Source organism: Fictibacillus norfolkensis (assembly GCF_014836645.1).
Lineage (GTDB): Bacteria > Bacillota > Bacilli > Bacillales > Fictibacillaceae > Fictibacillus > Fictibacillus norfolkensis.
In genome coordinates, this window is the sequence record NZ_JACSQM010000008.1 from 1 (window position 1) to 22,093 (window position 22,093).

The 22,093-nt window shown below is 37.2% G+C and carries 25 protein-coding genes; 9 read left to right on the top strand and 16 right to left on the bottom strand.

Going from position 1 to position 22,093, the window contains the following annotated elements:
* Positions 1–115 precede the first annotated feature (115 nt).
* From H9648_RS16080 to wecB, 4 genes are read right to left on the bottom strand one after another with little or no spacing between them, the layout of a single operon-like run.
* Complete coding sequence (locus H9648_RS16080) at positions 116–985, bottom strand: NAD-dependent epimerase/dehydratase family protein (protein WP_191754841.1); 870 nt, start codon at positions 983–985, stop codon at positions 116–118.
* Positions 982–1,788, bottom strand: coding sequence for a dTDP-4-dehydrorhamnose reductase family protein (locus H9648_RS16085; RefSeq protein ID WP_318243552.1), 807 nt, complete (start codon positions 1,786–1,788; stop codon positions 982–984). The genes H9648_RS16080 and H9648_RS16085 overlap by 4 nt, the downstream gene beginning before the upstream one ends.
* A gap of 5 nt (positions 1,789–1,793) precedes the next feature.
* The gene (locus tag H9648_RS16090; RefSeq protein ID WP_191754843.1) at positions 1,794–2,780 is read right to left on the bottom strand and encodes a polysaccharide biosynthesis protein; all 987 of its coding nucleotides are present in this window, start codon (positions 2,778–2,780) and stop codon (positions 1,794–1,796) included.
* The gene (wecB, locus tag H9648_RS16095; RefSeq protein ID WP_191754844.1) at positions 2,773–3,864 is read right to left on the bottom strand and encodes a non-hydrolyzing UDP-N-acetylglucosamine 2-epimerase; all 1,092 of its coding nucleotides are present in this window, start codon (positions 3,862–3,864) and stop codon (positions 2,773–2,775) included. The genes H9648_RS16090 and wecB overlap by 8 nt, the downstream gene beginning before the upstream one ends.
* Positions 3,865–4,039: 175 nt before the next feature.
* Between wecB and H9648_RS16100 the strand changes: the two genes are divergently transcribed.
* Positions 4,040–5,098 carry a glycosyltransferase family 4 protein gene (locus tag H9648_RS16100; protein WP_191754845.1) on the top strand — a complete coding sequence of 353 codons (1,059 nt, stop codon included), beginning with the start codon at positions 4,040–4,042 and terminating at the stop codon, positions 5,096–5,098.
* 44 nt (positions 5,099–5,142) lie between these two features.
* Here H9648_RS16100 and H9648_RS16105 read toward each other — a convergent pair whose 3' ends face one another.
* The 3 genes from H9648_RS16105 to H9648_RS16115 are packed head-to-tail and all read right to left on the bottom strand — an operon-like array spanning position 5,143 to position 7,086.
* On the bottom strand, positions 5,143–5,853 hold the full coding sequence (locus tag H9648_RS16105) for a glycosyltransferase (protein WP_191754846.1): 711 nt from the start codon (positions 5,851–5,853) through the stop codon (positions 5,143–5,145).
* Between the two features lie 20 nt (positions 5,854–5,873).
* Positions 5,874–6,794 carry a glycosyltransferase gene (locus tag H9648_RS16110; protein ID WP_191754847.1) on the bottom strand — a complete coding sequence of 307 codons (921 nt, stop codon included), beginning with the start codon at positions 6,792–6,794 and terminating at the stop codon, positions 5,874–5,876.
* Positions 6,795–6,852: 58 nt separating this feature from the next.
* Positions 6,853–7,086, bottom strand: a complete 234-nt coding sequence (locus tag H9648_RS16115; protein WP_191754848.1) for a hypothetical protein — start codon at positions 7,084–7,086, stop codon at positions 6,853–6,855.
* 244 nt (positions 7,087–7,330) lie between these two features.
* Between H9648_RS16115 and H9648_RS16120 the strand changes: the two genes are divergently transcribed.
* Positions 7,331–7,705 carry a hypothetical protein gene (locus H9648_RS16120; RefSeq protein ID WP_191754849.1) on the top strand — a complete coding sequence of 125 codons (375 nt, stop codon included), beginning with the start codon at positions 7,331–7,333 and terminating at the stop codon, positions 7,703–7,705.
* Between the two features lie 144 nt (positions 7,706–7,849).
* Here the strand turns inward: H9648_RS16120 and fabI are convergent, their stop codons facing one another.
* The 3 genes from fabI to H9648_RS16135 form a co-directional block, all read right to left on the bottom strand.
* Positions 7,850–8,629 carry an enoyl-ACP reductase FabI gene (fabI, locus tag H9648_RS16125; protein WP_191754850.1) on the bottom strand — a complete coding sequence of 260 codons (780 nt, stop codon included), beginning with the start codon at positions 8,627–8,629 and terminating at the stop codon, positions 7,850–7,852.
* Positions 8,630–8,730: 101 nt separating this feature from the next.
* A complete protein-coding gene (locus H9648_RS16130) occupies positions 8,731–8,877 on the bottom strand; it encodes a hypothetical protein (protein WP_191754851.1) in 147 nt (48 codons plus the stop codon).
* A gap of 128 nt (positions 8,878–9,005) precedes the next feature.
* A complete protein-coding gene (locus tag H9648_RS16135) occupies positions 9,006–10,847 on the bottom strand; it encodes a monovalent cation:proton antiporter family protein (protein WP_191754852.1) in 1,842 nt (613 codons plus the stop codon).
* A 149-nt stretch (positions 10,848–10,996) separates the two neighbouring features.
* Here H9648_RS16135 and H9648_RS16140 point away from each other — a divergent pair, with 149 nt between their 5' ends.
* Both H9648_RS16140 and prpE read left to right on the top strand, forming a co-directional pair.
* Positions 10,997–12,154 carry an FtsW/RodA/SpoVE family cell cycle protein gene (locus H9648_RS16140; protein ID WP_137789844.1) on the top strand — a complete coding sequence of 386 codons (1,158 nt, stop codon included), beginning with the start codon at positions 10,997–10,999 and terminating at the stop codon, positions 12,152–12,154.
* Positions 12,155–12,221: 67 nt separating this feature from the next.
* Positions 12,222–12,962, top strand: coding sequence for a bis(5'-nucleosyl)-tetraphosphatase PrpE (gene prpE / locus H9648_RS16145; RefSeq protein WP_191754853.1), 741 nt, complete (start codon positions 12,222–12,224; stop codon positions 12,960–12,962).
* Between the two features lie 50 nt (positions 12,963–13,012).
* Here the strand turns inward: prpE and H9648_RS16150 are convergent, their stop codons facing one another.
* From H9648_RS16150 to H9648_RS16165, 4 genes are read right to left on the bottom strand one after another with little or no spacing between them, the layout of a single operon-like run.
* Complete coding sequence (locus tag H9648_RS16150; RefSeq protein ID WP_191754854.1) at positions 13,013–13,912, bottom strand: RluA family pseudouridine synthase; 900 nt, start codon at positions 13,910–13,912, stop codon at positions 13,013–13,015.
* A gap of 1 nt (position 13,913) precedes the next feature.
* Complete coding sequence (locus H9648_RS16155) at positions 13,914–14,708, bottom strand: NAD kinase (RefSeq protein WP_191754855.1); 795 nt, start codon at positions 14,706–14,708, stop codon at positions 13,914–13,916.
* Positions 14,709–14,722: 14 nt separating this feature from the next.
* Positions 14,723–15,370 (bottom strand): GTP diphosphokinase, encoded by a 648-nt coding sequence (yjbM, locus tag H9648_RS16160; RefSeq protein ID WP_318243548.1) that lies wholly within the window; start codon positions 15,368–15,370, stop codon positions 14,723–14,725.
* Positions 15,367–15,765, bottom strand: coding sequence for a UPF0738 family protein (locus H9648_RS16165; protein WP_191754856.1), 399 nt, complete (start codon positions 15,763–15,765; stop codon positions 15,367–15,369). The genes yjbM and H9648_RS16165 overlap by 4 nt, the downstream gene beginning before the upstream one ends.
* 127 nt (positions 15,766–15,892) lie before the next feature.
* Here H9648_RS16165 and H9648_RS16170 point away from each other — a divergent pair, with 127 nt between their 5' ends.
* From H9648_RS16170 to H9648_RS16190, 5 genes are all read left to right on the top strand, one after another.
* Positions 15,893–16,474 (top strand): CYTH domain-containing protein, encoded by a 582-nt coding sequence (locus H9648_RS16170; protein ID WP_191754857.1) that lies wholly within the window; start codon positions 15,893–15,895, stop codon positions 16,472–16,474.
* Between the two features lie 42 nt (positions 16,475–16,516).
* A complete protein-coding gene (locus H9648_RS20910; RefSeq protein ID WP_263600345.1) occupies positions 16,517–17,191 on the top strand; it encodes a lytic transglycosylase domain-containing protein in 675 nt (224 codons plus the stop codon).
* A gap of 166 nt (positions 17,192–17,357) precedes the next feature.
* Complete coding sequence (locus tag H9648_RS16180) at positions 17,358–17,771, top strand: globin domain-containing protein (RefSeq protein ID WP_191754858.1); 414 nt, start codon at positions 17,358–17,360, stop codon at positions 17,769–17,771.
* Positions 17,755–18,657, top strand: coding sequence for a ClpXP adapter SpxH family protein (locus H9648_RS16185; RefSeq protein ID WP_191754859.1), 903 nt, complete (start codon positions 17,755–17,757; stop codon positions 18,655–18,657). The genes H9648_RS16180 and H9648_RS16185 overlap by 17 nt, the downstream gene beginning before the upstream one ends.
* Positions 18,658–18,767: 110 nt before the next feature.
* Entirely contained in the window at positions 18,768–18,944 is a 177-nt protein-coding gene (locus H9648_RS16190; RefSeq protein WP_191754860.1) for a hypothetical protein, read from the top strand.
* Positions 18,945–18,993: 49 nt separating this feature from the next.
* On the opposite strand, the gene pepF is transcribed toward H9648_RS16190, so the two are convergent.
* Positions 18,994–20,811 carry an oligoendopeptidase F gene (gene pepF / locus H9648_RS16195; protein WP_191754861.1) on the bottom strand — a complete coding sequence of 606 codons (1,818 nt, stop codon included), beginning with the start codon at positions 20,809–20,811 and terminating at the stop codon, positions 18,994–18,996.
* Positions 20,812–20,907: 96 nt separating this feature from the next.
* Complete coding sequence (locus H9648_RS16200) at positions 20,908–22,080, bottom strand: competence protein CoiA (protein WP_191754862.1); 1,173 nt, start codon at positions 22,078–22,080, stop codon at positions 20,908–20,910.
* Positions 22,081–22,093: the final 13 nt, after the last annotated feature.

Here is a 22,093-nt window from a genome sequence, read left to right on the forward strand (position 1 = left end):
GAATACCCCATAAAAAAACTCCCCTTAAGATAAACAGATTTTTTATTTCATCTGTCTACCTAAAGGGGAGCATATCAAAACACAGGGGCGCTTTATTTAGTTTAGGAACTATACATTACGAATTGAATCTATAGTAAGAGAGGATTTGTTTAATTGAAATTTCTATAGGATAGCTTTTTTGCCAATAAAGTTCTCGTATAAGCTTTGAATTCATGAGATGAGGTCTCTTGTCTGGAGCTGTGTTGGTCTCTATAAAAGTAAGTTTTTCTTTCGTATGTGTTTGAAAGATATCCGCAACCTCTTGCAATGTAGTCATATTTTCTGAACCAATTTCGTAGGTCATATTTATTGATCCCAACTTCATTAAGATTTCATAAGCAGATATTGCATCTCTTACATCTAGGAACTCTCGCTCGTTTTCAAGGTGACTGATGCTAATAGCACTTTTATCCTCAAACTTCTCCATCTGAATAATACGGTTTGCTAAAAAAGAAACGAAACCAGGTGATCTGCCTGGTCCGATCAAATTACATGGTTTTGCTACCATAAGCTGAAGATCAAATAGATGCGCCCAGTCCCTTACAAGGTCTTCTTGATATTTTTTACTCACTCCATAAGGATGATCTGTTCCTGAGAGGGCTGAGCTGACAATAACTGTGCGGCACGATGGAACCGCTTTACGTATAGCCTCCAGCAAATAAAGGGTACCTAGTACGTTAGCTTCAATCGTTGATGCAGGATGATCCCATGACCGAGGTACAGAATTCTCACCGGCCAAATGCAGACAGAAGTCAGGTTTATAGGTTTTAAAGATCTCGTTCACTTTTTCTTTGTCTAAAAGATCACATGTTACTGAACGCACCTTTATGTTAGACAGATAACTCCTTGAGATCCCTATCACTTCATACCCTTTATTTGCAAAGTGCTGACATGCATGAATTCCCGTAAATCCTGCTGCACCCGTAATTACGATTCTTTTTTTCATTTCAACCAATCTTTTAAATCTTGCACCTGTTTTTCGTAAGTTGCCACTTTAAATACAGAATCTAACCTCGTGTTATAGAGTGTTCGATCTAATCGTGGCTCGGTATGCGGAATAATATCAACGTCATCCTTTTGAAAGATATCCTTGATAATCTTTAAAAGTTTATATTTTGAAAGAACTTCTGGAGCTGTTAGGTGGTAAAGACCTGTTATCGGATTATCGATGGTATGATCAATAAATTTAGCTAGTTCTAACGTTGTAACACCGTTCCATTTCACATGCGTAAAACCTTTGATGGTTCCTTTTTGTTGTATAAACCAATGAAATAGACCGATACCATTCTTTAACTCAGGACCAATAATGGAAGTTCGAATCGTTAGATGTGGTTGTGTTCTTATTTCTCCAAGCTGTTTTGTTTTAGCATACATCGTGAGTCCATCTGGTACAGATTCCTCGTTGTAGTTGCCTTGGTGTCCACTGAACACACAATCTGTACTTATGTGAATCAGTTTTCCTCCGTACACATTTAGCTGTTTAACTAACTCATGTGGAAGTAAGCTATTAACCAGGATTGCTTCTCTTTGATGGATGGCAGCATACTCATTTAAAAGACCGATGCAGTTAATGATTAGATCTGGCTTGTGATGCTGCACAACTTCAGCAATTTGAGTTAGATTCGTAGCATCAAGCTGAATATGGCCCTCTGTCCCATCTCTAGAAGTCAGAAGGAGCTCATGTGTTGTCTTTGTTTTGAAATAGGAGGCGATCATATGACCAGCCATCCCATTCGCTCCTAAAATCATGATCTTCAAGACAGAAATCCACCTTCAACAAGCATCTTATGAATCTCTTCTTTCGTCATTAGATCAGTCTCAGAACTATAGCTTTCAAGCTCTACTTTTTTGTAAGAAGCATAGTGCTGATTCAATCCTTCAATATCAATAGTCGGAAGAATAACGAAATATTCGTTATCAAAGAGAACGGTTGTTGCACTTTCGTATTCGGATAAAAGGATCTCATGAAGCTTCTCTCCTGGACGTTTTCCAAGTTCGATCATCTTTACCCCTTTTTCCCCTGAAGCATCAATAAGAACTTGTGCTAGATCTGTAATCTTGCATGTAGGCATCTTCATAACAAAGATCTCACCGCCTACACTTTCATAAGTGGCTTTAAATAATAGACTGATCGCTTCTTCTAATGTTAAGAAGAAACGTGTCATTTCAAAGTCAGTAATGCCCACTTGACCTTTGTTCTTAATCTGACTTTTAAAAACATGAATAACGCTACCATTCGTGCCTAAAACATTACCGCCTCTTACGCAGACAAAGCGTGTATGCTTACTTAAAAGGTTTGCATGAATGATTAATTTTTCACCGATTGCTTTGGTCATTCCGTAAAGATTAGAAGGATTCGCTGCTTTGTCAGTTGATATATAAATTACTTTTGTTACCTTATGATGAATAGCGGTTTCGATTACGTTTTGTGTTCCTTGAATATTGCTCTTTAATGCTTCATAAGGCTGGAGCTCACAGATTGGTACATGCTTTAATGCTGCAAGATGATAGATATAGTCAATACCTTCACTCGCTCTCATCAAAGAATCTTTGTCTCTAATATCCCCAATCATAAATGTGAGCTTGGGATTATAATCAAACTGTCTTTGCATCGCTACTTGACTTGCTTCATTACGTGAGAGGACGATGATTTCTTTTGGTTCTTTTGGCAAAAGCTGTTTAACTAGCTCATGACCCCAAGATCCCGTGCCCCCCGTAATTAGAATTCTTTTATTAAACAATACTATTTCCTCCTAAAATAAACTTTACAACTCGATCTGAAACATCTAGATCTCCATAGCCTTCTGGAATGGACCATGGTTTCTTCTGCTTTGTCATTACTTTTACCGAAGCTAAAATTTGTTTTGCTGAAACACCAGATACACAATTGCTGCCGCACTCGACGGTTTCTGGCCGTTCGGTACTATTTCTCATCGTTACGGTTGGCACTTGGAACAAACAGCATTCCTCCTGAACGGTCCCGCTATCTGTTAGAGCACAAAATGCGTGCTTTTCTAACTTCACAAAGTCAAAAAATCCAAAGGGTTCATGAAATTGTACGAACGGATGCATCTGTAACGTACTGCTCTCTAGGATCCTTGATTTCGTGCGTGGGTGAATAGAACAGATGATTGGCATTTTAAAATGTTCAGCAACTAAATTTAGACCTGTTAATATTTCATTTAAATGAACCTGATTGTCCACGTTCTCAGCACGATGGGCTGTGACCAACATATACTTTCCTTTTGAAACATTTAACTTTTCTAGAATTCTGCTATTATCAATCTGTTCTTTAAATTGAGTTAACACTTCATAGATCGGGTTACCTGAAACCATGATTCTGTTCACAGGAACACCTTCTCTTATTAAGTTCTCTCGGCTGTATTTGGTATACGGCAGATTAAAGGTAGAGATGGCGTCGATTACTTTTCTGTTTTTCTCTTCTGGTACATTGAGGTCAAAACATCTGTTACCCGCTTCCATGTGAACGACCGGTATGTTCAATCTTTCTGTAACGATAGAAGAAAGAGCACTGTTCGTGTCACCTAGAACCAAAACTTTATCAGGCTTCTCGTGTAACAATATTCTTTCTAACTCTGAAAACAGATGTGCAATTTGATTTCCGAAAGAAAATTGTTGTTTCATTAAAATATAGTCTGGCTTTCTGAGTTGAAACTCTTGGAAAAACACATCGTTTAATGATGGTGTGAAATTCTGTCCTGTGTGAATTAATACATGTTTATCCGCTAATTGATCTAGTTTTTTGATGATCAAACTTAGCCGTATGATCTCTGGACGTGTTCCAAGAATAGTTACTATTTTCAACGAAACTCTCCTTCCATATTAAAATTAATTCTTTATATTAAACTATGATTGTGTTCCCGATGTGGACTAGACCTCTACCCGTTTCATAAAAAAAAGGCGGCTATTTAACCTACCTTATTTAACAACTTTCAAGGATGTTCATATGATGGCTTATAAGGTAAAAAGGAGCTATCAAATGACAAAATCAAAAATTCTCTTTGTCTTTTATTTACCGAGCGGCGGAATGGAAACCCTAAACCGTCAACGCTGTAAAGCACTACAAAAATATGATATTGAATGTCACTTACTTTATTTACAAAATGGAACCGGCATGCAGAATATATCTTCAATACCTACGTATGTCACGAATGCCGATGCTGAGATTAAGAAAATTCTATCCAAAAACTTTGATGCCATCTTTGTTAGCTCTGACATGTATATGCTAAAAAGAATTCGTGATCTTGGTTACAAAGGAAAATTAATCTATGAAATTCAAGGATTAGGTAGTGTGAAAACTGCGGAAAAAATTTTAACACAAGCGGTACCGTTTGTGGTAAATTATTCAAATGGCATCCTATATCCAAAAACATCACACTTAATGAGATTAATGGATACTCTTTATCCCTCCACTCCAAAATATTGTTTTCACAACTGTTTTGATAGTAAAGAATTTGGATATCGTTCAATTACTCGTACGCCTTACCCAATCATTGGCTGGATTGGAAGATTAGAGCTAAATAAAAACTGGGATGAATATCTTATGTTTGCTATGCGTTTCATAAAGCAGAAACCTAACGCAAAATTTTGGATGTTTATTGATGATACCCTTGGAAATCACCATGAGAAAGCACGATTTAATAAATTGTTAAACAGATATAAACTAACAAACTCTGTAGTCGTTCATGCCAATATTCCTCATAAACAAATGGCGGACTATCTTTCAATCATTGGAGATAGTGGGGGATTTTTATTATCTACATCTAAAGTAGAAGGTTTTGGTTATGCTGTTGTAGAGGCGATGAGCTGTAAATGTCCGGTTCTCACTTCAGATTCAGATGGCGTAAAGGCGTTTATCACCCATAATACGACTGGGAAATTCTACATGAATGAAAACATTGGGTCAGCCGTTATACAGGGAATTGAATTAATAGATAATCTTGAGCTTAGAAATAACATTGTTAAACATGCACTAAATCATTTGTCTTTATTTGATTTAGATACGTATGCAAATGAATTTATGAAAATATTAAATTAAAAATGCCGCAAAAATAGCGGCCTTTTTAATTTACTTTTATTCTTTTAAAGAACAGACTTTACTAAAGCATTTATTTTTGTTAAATGCCGTTGAATTGTTGTTTGAAGTTCTTTACGAATCTCTGTCTTATGTCTTTTTGTACCCATATTCTCATGCACTCTATAATGAACAAGTGCATCTGGAAAATAATAAAAATGAAAATGTGGCAAGATCCGCAGCCAAAAATCATAATCCTGTGTGTAAAGTAAACTTTCGTCGAATAGACCAAACTGTTTGAACACATTCATATTTAACATAACCGTACATCCGTTTATCACACACCCTCTTCGCATTCGTTTTAAAAATTGAACTTGATTTGAAAAACCTATACCTTGAGGATGAGAAACAATGGATCCCTGATTATTAATTAAATAAAAGTTTGAATAGCTGGCCATTGCATTGTTTTGCAACATAAAGTGAAGCTGTTTTTCAATCTTAGTTGGCTGAAAGAGATCATCCGAACTAAGCCAAGCAAAATAATCACCAGAAGCATTTTTTATACCTGTATTTAATGCTGATGCTGTACCACCATTTCCTTTTTCAAGATAAGTAATTCTACTTAAATAGGGGATTATTTTATCATTGTGCATGGTAGAACCATCATTTACTACAATCACCTCGATATTCTGATACGTTTGATTTAATGCGCTTTCTATGGATTGTGCAATAAAAGGACAATTAAAAAAGGGGATAATTATACTTACTTTGATGTTCAATGAATGAACTCCCTTCTTTACTATCTATTATTTTGTAAAAATTGTTGAATCGTTTGAACCATTTCTTTAGCTCTAATTTCAGTGGTATGTTTTTGACGTATTAGTTGTAAGCCGTTCTGAATAATTTGTTCACGATGAAAGGTGTTATTTAAGAAGTAGTCTAACTTTTCTTTAAAATTCGTTTCATTGATTTCCACGAAAGTTTGACCATCGATAAAGCCTAAGTCTATTAGTTCATCTGAAGCTGGAGCAGCAAGAAGTGTTCCACAAGCTAGTACTTCAAAATACTTTAGTAGAGGGAAATGATGAATAGAATCACAAGTTAGAAAAATTTTAGCTCTACTTATGGTTGTAGCGTACCTTACACCAGCTATACTCTTTCCTGCGATTCCGTAGCCTGGGTGAGAATAATACACAAACCTAGGATCACTTTTTAATTGTTGAAGTAGAAAATGCCGGAAAGGATAGATATGTGGAAATGTAGCTCCCATTAGTAAAAGCGGAGTCTCTTTAGGTATTGAATACGGTTGGAATATCTGTTCAGGCACATGATGTGGAAACCAAACAAACCGATTGATATGGTCTGGCAGCCACCTATTAAAAGCCTCACGGTAATGGCAAAAAATGAGGGCAGGTTTTTCTTGGTGAATCAAAACATTTCTTTTTGATAATTTATAATGAAGATCATGCATCAATGTGCCATGGGGTATCGACAAATTTTTTAATCCTCTTATAAATGGCCGATACTCAGGTTTATAATCATTTAAAAGAATGAAATCAGGTTTAATAGAAAGTTGATCTAGTATAAATTTAATGTCGCCATCATGTTGCCATGTTATGAGATTAGTAAGTTTAGCGAGTTCTTGTTCTAAATAAAAACTGCTTCGTTCGAGCTGCTGTGAACGGTCTTTAGTAATAAATAGAAGGTTAATCTTCCTCATTTCTATCTCCTTTTCAAATTAAATAACTCCACGCTTAAGCGTGGAGTTACATTTTAATCTACAGCTCAACCAATAGAATTTTGTCTAATGAAACGTAAGAACGAGTAGCACCTGCTGAACCTGCTTGTGTAAATACTACGAAGTCTCCCCCAACTTCTAGCACTCTTACACCTGTTAAGTCAGGTGTACCTGCTGGCTGGTTTGAGTCAACAAGAAATACTTCTGAGATCAATTGTTGAGTAGCTAAAAGCTGAACAAAAAGGTAACGGTAAGGACCAAAATAATTTGACATTGTTATTAAACACTCCTTTAACACTTTGGGCACCTTGATAAGCCCTACTTTACTATATTCTTTTTATTCATATTGGTTTGGACAAACGTCTTTCTTTTCAAAAATGGACTACTCTAGCAAATGCCCATTTAAAGTAAAAATGGTTTAATATCCCATTCCATTTCGTACAAACATCCATATAGTATAGTAACCTGATAACTGAGAGAAATCAGGTACATGTATCTATTTCAAAGGAGGAAATACATTGAGTTTATTTAATAATGGCTCATGTTGTGGCAATGGCAATACAGCTGGCACAACGAAATCTAAGTGCGGTGGCTGTGTGTGTGAACTTTTAAACCAGATTGCTAACGCTAGAATGAACGGTAACTTCTGTTCTATGGGACAACAGCAAGTAGTTCAGCTTGTACTAAAGGGTGCTCAAGAACCGCTTAGCGTATCACCTGGACCTACTACTGAATTTACTGTTGTAAGTTTCGACCCTGAAACTTGCTGTGCAGTCTTTTCATACCGTCAAACTGGTAACGAAACACGCACAATCGTACTAGATTGTCGTTGCATCTGTGGAATCATTTGCGTTCCACAATACAACGGCGGCGGCGCGCCATCAGCACTGTAATCCACTACACTCTCCACTAGGCTGAAGAGTATAGGATACAGCCACAACAAAAAAATAGGACTGATGAGAATAGGATACAGTCCAAGACACGAAAAAACCCCGAATCCCATTGAGAGCATTCGGGGTTTTGTCTATTTACTTTTATTAACGCGCGATCGTATTATAACCACTGTCTACGTGAAGAATCTCACCTGTAATTCCACGAGCCAAGTCACTCATTAAGAACAGTGCTGCATCTCCGACTTCTTCCTGCGTATTTGCTTTGCGAAGTGGTGATTTTTCTTCAATCTCTTTCAATACAGAGTTAAAGTCACCGATTCCTTTAGCAGCAAGAGTACGTATAGGTCCAGCTGAAATGGCGTTAACACGAATACCGTCTTTACCTACGTCACTTGCAAGATATTTCACACTTGCGTCTAGTGAAGCTTTAGCTACACCCATAACGTTGTAGTTCGAAACCACTCTTTCTCCACCAAGATATGTTAGCGTCACGATGCTGCCACCCTCTGTCATGAGTGGACGAGCTTCTTTTACTACTGCAGTGAGTGAATATGAAGAAATATTATGAGCAAGAAGGAAGCCTTCACGCGTTGTGTTTAAATACTCACCTTTTAATTCTTCAGTATTAGCAAAAGCGATACAATGAGCAAGTCCGTGGATCACGCCAACTTCTTCTTTTAACGTAGCGAAAGTCTTTTTAATTTCTTCATCATTCGTAATATCACATGGAAGGACGATTGAATCATTTCTTCCTAATGATTCTGCAAGATCTCGTACGTTCTTCTCTAATCTTTCCCCTGCATATGTAAATACTAGGCGTGCACCTGCGTTTGAAAGAGATTGTGCAATTCCCCAAGCAATACTTCTCTTATTCGCAACACCCATTACAACAAACGTTTTGTTTTCTAATGAAAGTTTATACATATCAAAAATCCTCCCCATCTATCTGTTCATTTTATTTATTAGTAATTGTTATTAGTACCAAGTACTAATTAGTATAACAGAAGTAGAGAGGATTTTCACTATTAACCTTTACTAGTTTGAATATCTTTCACTTCAAAACCGCATGAATCACAGCGATAGATTACATTTTGATTCGACTGAGCGATTAAGACGTCTTGGTTTAGATCATGATCTTTTCCGCATTTCGGACAATGAACAACTGGCATCATATCATTTCAACTCCCTATTTTTTTATCGTTACGTTACGCTTAGCATGCTCATCTTTTTAGTAATTTAGGACTTATCTTTTAACGGCAAATAAAAAAACACTGACTTTAAAAGCCAGTGCTTTTTGAAATTAACCAAGTATTTGTCTCATCTGCAACACTTGTTGCTTACTGCCCGTCACAACCATCTTGTCTCCTAACAAAATCTCCGTGTCACCATGCGGAACGATCGACTCTTTTCCTCGGTAGATTCGAACAATAATGCTATCGCCAAGAAAAGGAAAGTTTCTTAAAGCTGTTCTGTGGTAGGCACTATTTTCAACGAGAATTTCATTCAGACTATTATCAGAGGTTGTAAGTATATCCACTACTGATGGGTTCTCGATTAAAGCTTTTAACAATACTTGAGAAGAAAAGTATACAGAATATACTTCAATCCCTTTGTCCTTGAGCGCATCTCTCTTTAAAGGATTCTCTATACGAGCGACCACTCGTTCCACACCTTCGTCTTTTGCGATCAAAGCAAGGCTTTCATTCGTCTCATCGCTTCCAGTTGCCAATACAATTATATCTGTATCAAAAACATTTGCCTGGATCAACGTTGATGTTTCGTAATCATCCAGTTCTTGAATTTTAAAGCTATCCAATTGTTTTTGATCTTTTTCTTCTTGCTTCGTATGATACAGACGATATTCAAACCGTGATTGATCGAGTTCTGTCGTTAATGGAAGTGTAAATTGATTCGCTCCAACAAAAACAAGCTGTTCTTTCCCGACTTCTTCTTCCTCTTTTCTAGGAAACAGTTTCTTAAAGAAGATAGGTGTAATGATGGCGCTAATAACAGCAGTTAAGATCAATGCAGATGATGTTCGAGCATCAATAACATTGATTCGTTCCCCGATCTTTGCGGCAGCGATTACCAACGAAAGTGTCGATGTTAATAAGAATCCTGCAGCCGTTACCGTTTTCCAGTCATACCATTTTCGAAGGTACAAAATAGGTAAAAATTTTGAAATAAGCAATGCGATCAATAATAACGGGATGAGCGCTAATGCTTTAGGATCCGCAAATATGGAGCGAATGTCGAGCTCTACCCCTACCATTACGAAAAAGATGGGAATTAAAAAGCCATATCCAAAAGAATCAAGTTTATGAACAAGTTGTTTATTCGGTGAAAGAAGTGAAACAAGAACACCTGCTAAGAAAGCTCCTAGTATGTTCTCAGCCCCGACGGATTCAGACAGTCCGACCAACACGATAATCAATGTGAAAACAGCTCTGGTATCTAACTGTATCGTTCCTTTTGACATCGTATCTAAAAACGAACGATTCCTCATCTGCTTTCCGATGAAATACAAAAGAATACCCGCTGCAAACAGAATAAGTAAAAGCCACATTCTGCTCGGATCTCCTGATTCCATGGAAACAAATAGAGCGAGTAGGATCATCGTTACTAAATCTGCAATAACCGCGACTAGTAAGATGATCTGACCAATCGTTGTCTTAGAAAGCTTCTCTTCTTTTAATGTCGGTACGACTACTCCAAGGGAGATCGTTGATATTACAAGTGTCATAAAGAAGGCACTCTCTGTAAATCCACCCCAAACAAATAGAAGAGATAATCCATACGACAGAATGAGTATGAAGAGAAAGATAATACTCGAAACAACAAGTCGATTCGGTTCTTTCTTTTCTTTCTTTTTCTTAGAATTAGATTCACTTGCAAAGATACTAAAATCAATCTCAAGACCACTTAAGAACATTAAAAAAATAAAGCCAAGTACAGATAAGATCTCAAGCCATGCTTCAGAATGAACGACATCAAAACCGCTCTTCCCTAAAATAATTCCTACAATAATTTCAGCTACGACTACAGGTATTATACGCAACCGAAATTTGTTTAGCAGAATAGGAACAAAAAATGCTGTAAGAATGACTAATACTAATGAAGTAAAGGATGCATGTTCTTCCATAAAACCTCCGTCGTTTCTTTAGATTATTGGTTTACTATAGTAAAGCAGAAAAAGAAATGTCAAACGATTATGCTCAAAATGATTTGCAAACCCACCGATTTTAGGTAAGATAATACATGTTATTGTTTTACTTTAAGGAGTCGATCCATATGCAAAATAACCACAAGTCACCATGGCAGCAACTCGATTACAATCTTTTGTTTCTATTGTTCTTAATGGTCATCACGAGCTGTGTTGCCATCTATAGCGCGCAGATGATGGATCAATACGGCAGCAACTTCGTCATAAAGCAACTCGTTTGGTACTTTATCGGCGGAATCGCTGTAGTAGGCGTTATGGTATTAGATTTCGATCAGTTTAGAAAATTATCTTGGTACGTATATGGATTCGGTATCCTATTACTGCTTGGTATTCTAGTCGCTCCTGAGAGCATCGTTCCAAATATCAATGGTGCGCAGAGCTGGTACAGATTCGGTCCTTTCGCATTGCAGCCTTCAGAGCTTGTAAAAGTGGCACTCGTTATTGCGATCGCCAACACAATTGCTACTCATAATGAAAAGTATATTGTGCGCTCTTTGCATGAAGACCTTTTATTGCTAGGAAAAATTGCTCTAATCGCTGGTTTTCCTACACTTTTAGTTCTTATGCAGCCTGACTTAGGTACGAGTCTCGTATTTATGGCGATCACCGGAAGTCTTTTACTTGTATCAGGAATCAGATGGAGAATAATTGTTATCCTTATTCTTTCCTTTATCTTGTTCATATCAATCCTAGTTTGGATATATTTTACCTTTCCACAATTTTTCGTGGATCACATTCTTGATCAATATCAGCTAAATCGTTTCTACGCTTGGTTGGAACCTTATGAACACAAAGATGCAGGATATCATACAAGAAACGCACTACTTGCAATCGGCAGTGGAATGCTTTTCGGTAAAGGCTTTACAGAAGGTTCAGTTTATCTGCCAGAAGCACAAACTGATTTTATCTTCTCCATCATTGGTGAAGAGTTTGGGTTCTTCGGAACAAGTATCGTTATCTCTCTATTCTTCTTGATGGTTTACAGAATGATCAATACGGCTCTTGAGAGTAATGAAGCTTTTGGAAGTTATTTATGTGCAGGAGTAATTGGCATGCTAACTTTCCAGGTGTTCCAGAATATCGGTATGAACATTCAAGTAATGCCGATTACAGGTATTCCCTTACCGTTTATCAGTTACGGAGGAAGTTCGATTCTCGCTTACATGATAGCCTTTGGTCTCGTTCTAAACGTTCGGTCGAGGACCACTAAATATATGTTTGAATAGCACCTGATATTTATCAGGTGTTTTTCTTTTGTCTTTGAAGTATCCTAATGATTGTGAGGTGATAGATATGAAATTTGATATTATCGGTGACATTCATGGATGTTTTAGAGAATACAAAGACCTTTTAACGAGGCTAGAATATGAATGGACTAACAACCTTCCTGTACATAGAGACAACCGAAAACTCGTATTTTTAGGTGACTTGATGGATCGTGGACCAGAATCAATAAAAGTAATGGAACATGTCTATGAACTTGTACAAAATAATCTAGCCTTATACTCACCAGGTAATCATTGCAACAAGCTGTATCGATATTTTTTAGGACGCAACGTTCAGATTCAACATGGACTTGAGACAACGGTTGCAGAACTTAACGCGCTCTCACCTGATGAAAGACAAGAAGTTAGGAAGCATTTTTGTACCCTTTATGAAAATGCTCCACTTTATCTGCATCTCGATCACGGTAAGTTAGTTGTTGCTCACGCTGGCATTCGAGAAGATTATGTTGGGCAATTTCATAACAAAGTGAAAACTTTCGTCTTATATGGAGACATTACAGGGCAGTCAAATCCTGACGGAACACCTGTACGAAGAGATTGGGCAAAAAAACACTCAGGAAAAATCACCATCGTTTATGGACATACCCCAGTCGAAGAAGTGCATCATGTTCAAAACACTTGGAACATTGATACAGGATGTGTTTTCGGTGGTAAGTTAAGCGCGCTTCGATATCCTGAAATGGAGACGGTAAGTGTCCCGTCAACCATGCCCCATGTTCCTGAAAAATTTCGGTCTTTCCACGATTAAAAAAAGGAGTGCTCAGCCTTTAGGCAGCACTCCTCTTTTTTGTGTGAACGTTACCGATGTTTCCAAAGACTTTTCATATCTAGAGGCAAATCATCAACTAACATGATGTGTTTCTCTGTAAAAGGATGGATGAACGAAGTTTTCTCACTATGCAAAGCCTGACGCTCAATCCGTTCTAATGTACCTCCATACATGTCATCCCCAAGTAAAGGGTGGCCGATTGAAGACATATGTACTCTAATCTGATGAGTTCTCCCTGTTTCTAAACGTAAGGAGATAACCGTGAAGTTTGTTTCTTCCACATAATCTATTCTTTTATAATGAGTGATCGAGCGCTGGCCATCTTCACTTACCATTCTTTCGATGATACTCTCTGGGTTCCTTGCGATTGGACGATCAATAGTTCCATTTTCATCCTTCAATTCACCATGAACAAAAGCAATATATTCTCTCTTTATGACTTTATCTTTTTGTTGTCTCGACATGAGCGAATGTGCGAATCGATGTTTCGCTATCAAAACAATCCCTGAAGTATCCTTATCCAATCGGTTTACCGCATGAAATGTACCCGGAATATCATGTTGATGATAATAAAATAAAACGGCCGAAGCAAGAGAACCTTTCGGCTGATAGAGAGATGGAATGGTTGGCATACCAGCAGGTTTATGAACCGCAATAAAATGTTGATCTTCATAAATAATATCTAAAGGAATATCCTCCGCTTCCATTGAGGAGCTCTTTTTTTCTGAAGGAAACCATACTGTGACCTCGTCACCACCATGAAGTTGTGTCCTTACAGTCACTTCTTTTTTGTTCACAAAAAGAGCGCCGCCGTGAAACTTAATATCGGTCAGCGCTGCTTTAGAAATCTGTTTCTTTTTTAAATACTCCCGTAAAAGAACGGGAGCTTCTTCATTTTGTACATACCATGTAATAGTAAATGTATTCATATTAATCTCCGACGAATGATTCTTTAACTCTTTTCCAGAATGGAAAAGGACGAAATCGAGCAAAACGAATCTTTTCTTCAGCTACTCGATATTGAATAGACTTTACTTTTTTCTGAACTAAGAATCGATGGTCGATCGTAATATGGAAATCTACATCGTTTACGGGTTTTAGTATACACGTATGATGCTGTGGCAGAACGAGCGGTGAACCTATCGTTCGGAAAACTCGATTGTTTATAGAAGCCATTTCTGATAATTGTATAGATGCAAGGGACGGGTGGATGATCGCTCCACCGAGTGCTTTATTATACGCAGTACTCCCTGAAGGGGTTGAAATACAAAGTCCGTCACCTCTGAACGTTTCAAATTTTTCTCCCTTGATCTCAACATCCATGACGAGAGAACCTTCTACACTTTTTACCGTACATTCATTAACGGCGAGATATCTTTTCTCATCTAACCCATCAATATAACGGACAGTAACTTCGAGTAAAGGATATTCAACAATCTGAAAAGGTGTTTTTGCGATATGTATAACAAGCTTTTCCACCTCTTCAGGCAACCAGTCTGCAAAGAAACCAAGGTGACCGGTATGGACACCAACAAAAGCGGTTTTGTCGATGCGATGTACATAATGATGGAACGCGTGAAGCAATGTTCCATCACCACCAACTGTTATCACAATCTCAGGCTCTTTTTCTTCATAAACCAGTTCAAATTCTTCAAGATATGCCCGAATTTTTTCTGTTAAAATATTGGATTTATTATCTCCTTTTGATACGATGGCAAATTTCATTGTCTCTCCATCCTTTATGATCCTAAATTAGTTTCATTGGATTTATCATTGCGTTCCAAAAACACAAGCTGAGCTTCTTGAATTTCCCCTTTGATCTGAGACATCTCTTCGTCTAATCTGTTTGCAGCTTCTGCCGCTCTTTGTAACCTTTGACGAATATCTTCAGGAATTTGTCCTTGATACTTATAGTTCATAGAGTGTTCGATCGTAGCCCAAAAATTCATAGCTAGTGTTCGGACTTGAACTTCCACAAGAATCTTCTTTTCTCCATCTAATACTTGAACGGGATACTCGATAACAATATGGTACGAACGATAACCACTTGGTTTTTTATGTGTGATATAGTCGCGTTCTTCTACAATCGTAAAATCATTGCGCTGCCTGAGAAGATTGATCACTGTCTTAATATCATCAGTAAACTGACACATGATTCGAAGTCCCGCTAAGTCTTGAATTTCCGTTTCTAAATGTTGATCGGGAATGTTCTTTTGATAAGCCTTGTTCACGATTGACTTGATGGGTTTCACTCTTCCAGTAACAAACTCAATCGGACAATGCCTATTTGATTTTTCAAATTGCTCACGCATTCCTCTGAATTTAATCTTAAGCTCATCAACAGCTTGCTTGTACGGAATTAATAGCGCTTCCCAGTCCATGCTCATTGGGCTTTTTCCTCTGTTCCAAATATCTTGATCACTTCATCTTCCATCTGTTGCCCATAGTTAGCATTTCCTTGTATGTTGTCTGTTAAGAAGTCCATTTCTCTAGAGAAAGCAGTAAGTTCAAGCTCTTCTCTTTTGTCATTTTGAACAGCGAAAACGGCATCTTTTTGAAGAGCACTTTTCACTTCGTTCCAATGATTATGATCAATTGAGATATAAATGAATCCATCTTCATCCTCAAGAACATAGATGAATGCTAACCCATCAGAATCGACCAGCATTCTTTCGCTGTCTTTCCAGTCAGAAATTCCTGTGTTTTCTTCATTCTCAATAAGCAAAATGAGCTTATTGTCTTTCCATGCAGTTGACTGCACATTCAATCGTCGTGGCATCATGTTAACAACCTCCTGTTTCTTCTTTTTTAGTGTAACACAAAATAGGAGTTTAATAAGAAATTGAGATGCTGGAATCGCTATGAGATAATAAGTTTACTTAAGTATAGCTACAGGGGGGATAAACCAAGTGTCTCAAGAAATTGAAATTGAGTTTAAGAATTTGTTATCACACATTGAATTTTTAAAACTTATCGACGAGTTTGATGTGAAGCAAGAAGCTTTTCACAAACAGACCAACTATTATTTTGATACCCAACAATTTGACCTGAAACACCACAGAAGTGCTTTGCGTGTTCGAACAAAAAATAACGAATATACACTCACGCTAAAACAGAAATTAGATAAACATATTCTTGAAACCCATCAAACTGTTTCCAAAGATATTTTTGAAGGTTTATTAAATGGGAAAACATTGCCTTCTGGAGAGGTTTCTGATCACATAAAAAAAATGAATATTGATGTGAAGAAAATTACATATTTAGGTGAACTCACAACATTTCGTGCTGAGTTTCCTTACAAAGATGGCCTTCTTGTTTTAGATGAAAATCATTATTTAGGTAAAATCGACTATGAAATTGAATATGAATCTGCCGATTATACAAGTGGACTAAATAAATTTAATGATCTGCTAACGATTAAACAGATCCCTGTTAGAGATACAGACAGCAAAATTGCCCGTTTCTTTAATGAAAGCCTTAGAAATAAGTAAACTGATCATTTTAATACGTTAATCGATTTAGGAGGATATCTCTTGAATATTCAATCGTATAAAGCACTAATGGAAATCCAGGCACTGCAGCAGTTGAATCTAAATACGTCTTCTTCTGTTTCAAGTATGCAAAATACCGTATCAAGTCCTTTTGCAGCTTTGTTGCAAGAGGCCTATTCTAGCGCTGGTAGTACAGCCGGGACGGCGGATGCAGCAACTTTTAACCTTAAGGCTACACAAATGCTCCAACCTCTCACTGCAAATACTAGTGCTCAATATTCATTACCAGCAACACCATCGGTTCCGATCACAACTGAAAAGTTAAACATTCCATCAAAAAATTTAGATGGGTTGATCGAAAACACTGCTAGAAAATTTGGTGTAGATCCTAACCTTATCCGTTCCGTCATCAAACACGAATCTAATTTTAAAACGACTGCCGAAAGTCATGCAGGTGCTCAAGGACTTATGCAACTGATGCCTGCAACAGCCAGATCGTTAGGAGTTACAAACCCTTTTGATCCGATACAGAACGTGGAAGCGGGAACAAAATATTTAAAGATGATGCTTGATAAATATGATGGAAATCAAAAGCTTGCTCTTGCTGCATATAATGCGGGTCCTGGAAACGTCGCAAAATATAATGGTATCCCTCCTTTTAAGGAAACCATTTCTTACGTAAATAAGATAATGAATACGTACCAATCACTCGTATAACCCTCACATGCTGAGGGTTATTTTTATGGACTCTACACGCTAATTTACGCCATTTTTTAAGAGACTTTGGAAAATACAAATATCCTTGTCTGTTCATATTGTTTGCTTACCATTCATGAACCTTGCTACAATAAAATTACAAATTGACGCAAGGAGCTTTTGGACCATGTTTGAAGAATCAAAAACACCATATGATCTATTAGGAAAAAAAGAGGGCATTGAAAAACTGGTTACGACTTTTTACAGCTTCGTTAGTAAAGACTCATTGCTATCTCCACTTTTTCCTGATGACTTAACTGAGACTGCCTATAAACAAACTCAATTTTTAAGTCAGTTTTTTGGCGGACCTCCATTATATACTGAGGAACATGGACATCCTATGCTCAGAGCGCGTCACATGCCTTTTCCAATAACAAATTCTCATGCAAAAGCTTGGATAGCTTGCATGGAAAAGGCGATGACGATTCAAAAAATAGATCCTGATTTACAAAACATACTGTTAAGCCGATTAAAAATGACTGCTTTTCATATGGTTAATACAGAGGATTCAGAAAGGGGCGAGAATGCTGACACTGTATAATTCCAATTCCTTTTATGACGAACAAGAGAACAATAAAAACTATGCCTGTCAAAAGCCATTGGAAATCTATTCTGTCATCGATCCGCTATGCCCAGAGTGCTGGTCATTAGAGCCTGTTCTAAAAAAATTGCAAGTTCAATACGGCCATTATTTTACATTACGCCATTTTGTAAGTGGCAGCCTTGAATCACTCAATACGTACGTTCCTCGAAAAAAGGGGATAAATACTGCTGAACAGATTGCTGAGAAGTGGGAAAAAACAGCTTCCATTTCTGGTATGAGCTGTGATGGAGATGTGTGGTTGGAAAACCCTATTTCTGCTCCTCATAAAGCAACACTTGCCATAAAAGCTGCTGAGCTTCAAGGCAAGCAACAAGGCATGAAGTTTCTAAGAAAACTTAGAGAGAACTTGTTTTTGAATAAACAAAACATCGGAAACGATGAGGTCTTATTAGATATCGCCCGCTCGGTAAACTTGGATGAAGATGAATTTTTAAGTGATCTTTCATCTGAAGCAACAATTAAAGCTCTTCGTTGTGATTTGAAATTCACCCAAGAAATGGATGTTACTCAAATACCAACGCTTATTGTTTTCAATGACAAAACAGATGACGATGGGATTAAGATATCCGGCTGTTATTCTTATGAAGTTTATGTAGAGATCCTAAAAGAAATGTCTGAGGTTCCTTTAGAGCCCTCTCCGCTTCCTGAATTAGAAGACTTTCTTTCTACTTACTCATTTGTAGCAACAAAAGAGGTCTCAGTAGTATATCAAATCAGTTGTGAAGAAGCTGAAAAAAGATTAAAACGCCTCGTTCTGCAACAAAAAGTTGAACGTGTACCGGTAAAGTACGGAACATTTTGGAGATACCTACCAAACCGCTGATTTTTTTCAGCGGTTTTTTTATTATTTAACAAGAGCCTTTATTATTCGGACACGCTTTGCATATCCTGTCCCTACATGAATAAACATGTATAAAGGGAGGGAGATTGTTTATGTATTTGATCATGTTTTTGCTTAGCTTACTTTCACTTGCAGGGAGTTTTTATTTCTTTGTGCTCTCTCTGCTAAACATGGCACCAAAAATTTTAGCAATACCTGGACTCTTTATCGCCGTACTACTCACAACACTCTGCTATAACTATCGATCAAAACTAAGAAGAATAGGCTAGAACAAACATAACAAAATCCTGCCCAGAAAATTGGACAGGATTTTTTTGTTTATTTCTCAAAAAGCAGTTCTTCCATCTCATCAAGAATCGATTCAAAAACTTTAAGAGCATTTTCAATTGGTTCTGGTGTAGTCATATCAACACCAGCTTTTTTCAATACTTCGATCGGATAATCAGAGCTTCCTGCTTTTAAGAAATCTAGGTAACGGTCAACAGCTGGTTTTCCTTCATCTAAGATCTGTTTCGATAAGGAAGCTGCCGCGCTAAATCCTGTTGCGTATTGAAAAACATAGAAATTGTAATAGAAATGAGGAATTCTAGCCCACTCTAGACCAATTTCCTTATCAATTACGAGATCTTCACCAAAATATTTAACGTTTAAATCGTAATAGATTTTTGTTAACAGTTCTGGAGTTAGCGGCTCACCATTCGCAGCACGAACATGAATTTCTTGTTCGAACTCTGCGAACATCGTCTGACGGAAAACAGTGCCTCTAAATCCTTCTAAATGGTGGTTTAACAAGTACAATTTTTCCTTCTTATCAGAAGTTTTCTCTAACATATAATGATTCAATAGAGCTTCATTACAAGTCGATGCGACTTCTGCAACAAAGATCGAATAATCCGCATAAGGATAAGGCTGATTCTCACGTGTATAGTAACTATGAACAGAATGCCCGATCTCATGAGTGAGTGTGAACAAATTGTTTACGTTATCTTGCCAGTTCATAAGGATATACGGCATTGTTCCATAAGCCCCTGATGAGTAAGCACCACTTCGCTTACCTGCATTCTCATGTACATCGATCCAGCGCTTCTCATAACCTTCTTTTACGATCTGTTTATACTCGTCACCCATTGGATCCAAACTGTCTAGGACAAGCTGCTGAGCTTCCTTAAAACTCACTTCCATCTTCGCATCTTTTACAAGAGGCGTATAAAGATCATACATATGGAGTTCATCTAATCCTAGTGCTTTTTTACGAAGGCGAACATAACGATGCAACAAACCAAGGTTATCGTTTACTGTTTTAACTAAATTATCATAAACTGCTTCAGGAATGTTATTGTTGTTTAGTGCTGCTTCACGAGCTGAACTAAACTTTCTTGTTTTCGCAAAAAAATTATCTCGTTTTACTGTTCCAGCAAGTGTGCTCGCAAATGTATTTTTGTAAGAATCATATGTGCCATATACAGCTTTAAAAGCATCTTCTCTCACTCTGCGATCTGAGCTTTCTAAAAAGCGGATATATCGTCCATGAGTAACTTCGATCTCTTCCCCGTTCTCATCTTTAACAACTGGAAATTTAAGATCAGCATTATTCAGCATACCAAATGTGTTGCTTGACGTATTTGCTACTTCTCTAACATCCGCTAAGAGTGCTTCTTCTTCTTTAGAGAGTACGTGAGGACGCTGACGGTTAATCTCATCTAAAGCCTGTTTATACAACTTCAAAGGTTCGTGACTTTGTAAAAATTGAACCAATGACTCTTCAGATAAAGAAAGAATTTCTGGCACTGCAAACGACACTGTACTGCTAACTTGTGTCGCCAAGTTCGAAGCACGGTCATTCAACCCTTGGTAAAAGGAGTTCGTTGTATCTTGGTCGTATCTCATGTGAGCGTATGTATAAAGTTTACCAAGCTTTTTAGTTACTTCATCTTGCTTTTGGAAATACGAATAAAGGATTTCCGCAGATTCTCCAAGTTTACCTTGAAAAGATTTTAATTCAGGCAGCAAGTTTTTCGTTTCATCAAATTCTTTTTCCCATACATCGTCTGTCGCATATATTGCTTCTAAATCCCATGTATCTGAAACAGGGACTTCATTACGTTTAGGCAATGATTTTGTTTTTGTTTGAGACATACATACACCTCCAGGTAGATTAAAGAGAATAGTAGGATTACTTTCTCCTTATATATATCTACATATTACCAGAAAATGCTTATGCAAAGTCAAAAATTACGACTTTTCACTGAAAATTTCGTCTAGTTTAAACGCCTCATCCAATGTTTTTGGATAATGAACATACTGAATCCTTCTATATGTTTTCTCGGACACTTTTTCAAGCAAATGATGATTTACTAAGAAAGAAAGATAGTTCTCGACGGCATCTCTCCACGATTCTTTAAGATAAGGAAAATCTCGTATCTGAAGAACACGTTTTTGAATCAATCGTTGAAATTCCTGTTCGATAAAATTAGTGGAAAATAATGAGGTCGGCAACTTTTCAATTAAGAACAACATGTAAGTCTGCCATAAATAAGGTGATGTTTCGATGTGATAAAAGTCATCAGTGGAAATACCTGCAACAGAGGGAAACAACGTTAGGGAATGATGATTGAAATACAAAACTTTCTTCATATACATAACAGCTGGAGATGTATTCTTAAAAGCTGTTGTTCTCCACGTGTATTTTTGCTTCTTCCAAAGAACGTTATGATTTACGTTATGAGTTTTTAGATTCAAAAACGTTCGTGACAACCATAGGACATCACAACACTTCTTTTTTGAAAAAGCATAACCATGGGCAGCAACTTTCTTTTGGGATAGAGGAATAATATTTCTAAGTCGAAAAAACTGTTCTTTAAGAGGACAATAATAATTGAGATATAGCTGGCCATTGCTATCTTTTTTAGCTGCCGATAGATCGGAGCTTTGGATATAATAAAGATCTGGTCCTTTTTGTTTGATCCGTTTCATACCAAAGATCCAGTCGGAAGCTATGTTAAGAGACTGATAACCTGAAATTCTTTTTCTCAGATCTTCAGGTGTGACCGTTGCACACTGAAACTCGATGACATGCTGATTTTCTTGAAGAAACAAATCAGGACGCTGCTTAATATCTCGGATATAATACTCCAGAAGCGTTTTTTCATTTACATGTGTAAGCCATTTATACAAGCCTTTTTTCCCAAGAAGATGATAATCCGTTTCTCCTTCATGAAAACCTTCACATTCTTCAAAGGAATGATGAGCAAAGTGCCATGTCTTTTTTGTTCCACATTTCGGTATTACTTTATTTTGGCAAACGGGGCATCGTAATTTTCCTGACTTATTTTTCAGATACCATTCTTCCTTTGTTATTTCTCCAACCATATCAACGTACTGATCATTAAAAAGAGCGACTAACAATTTGTTTCACCTC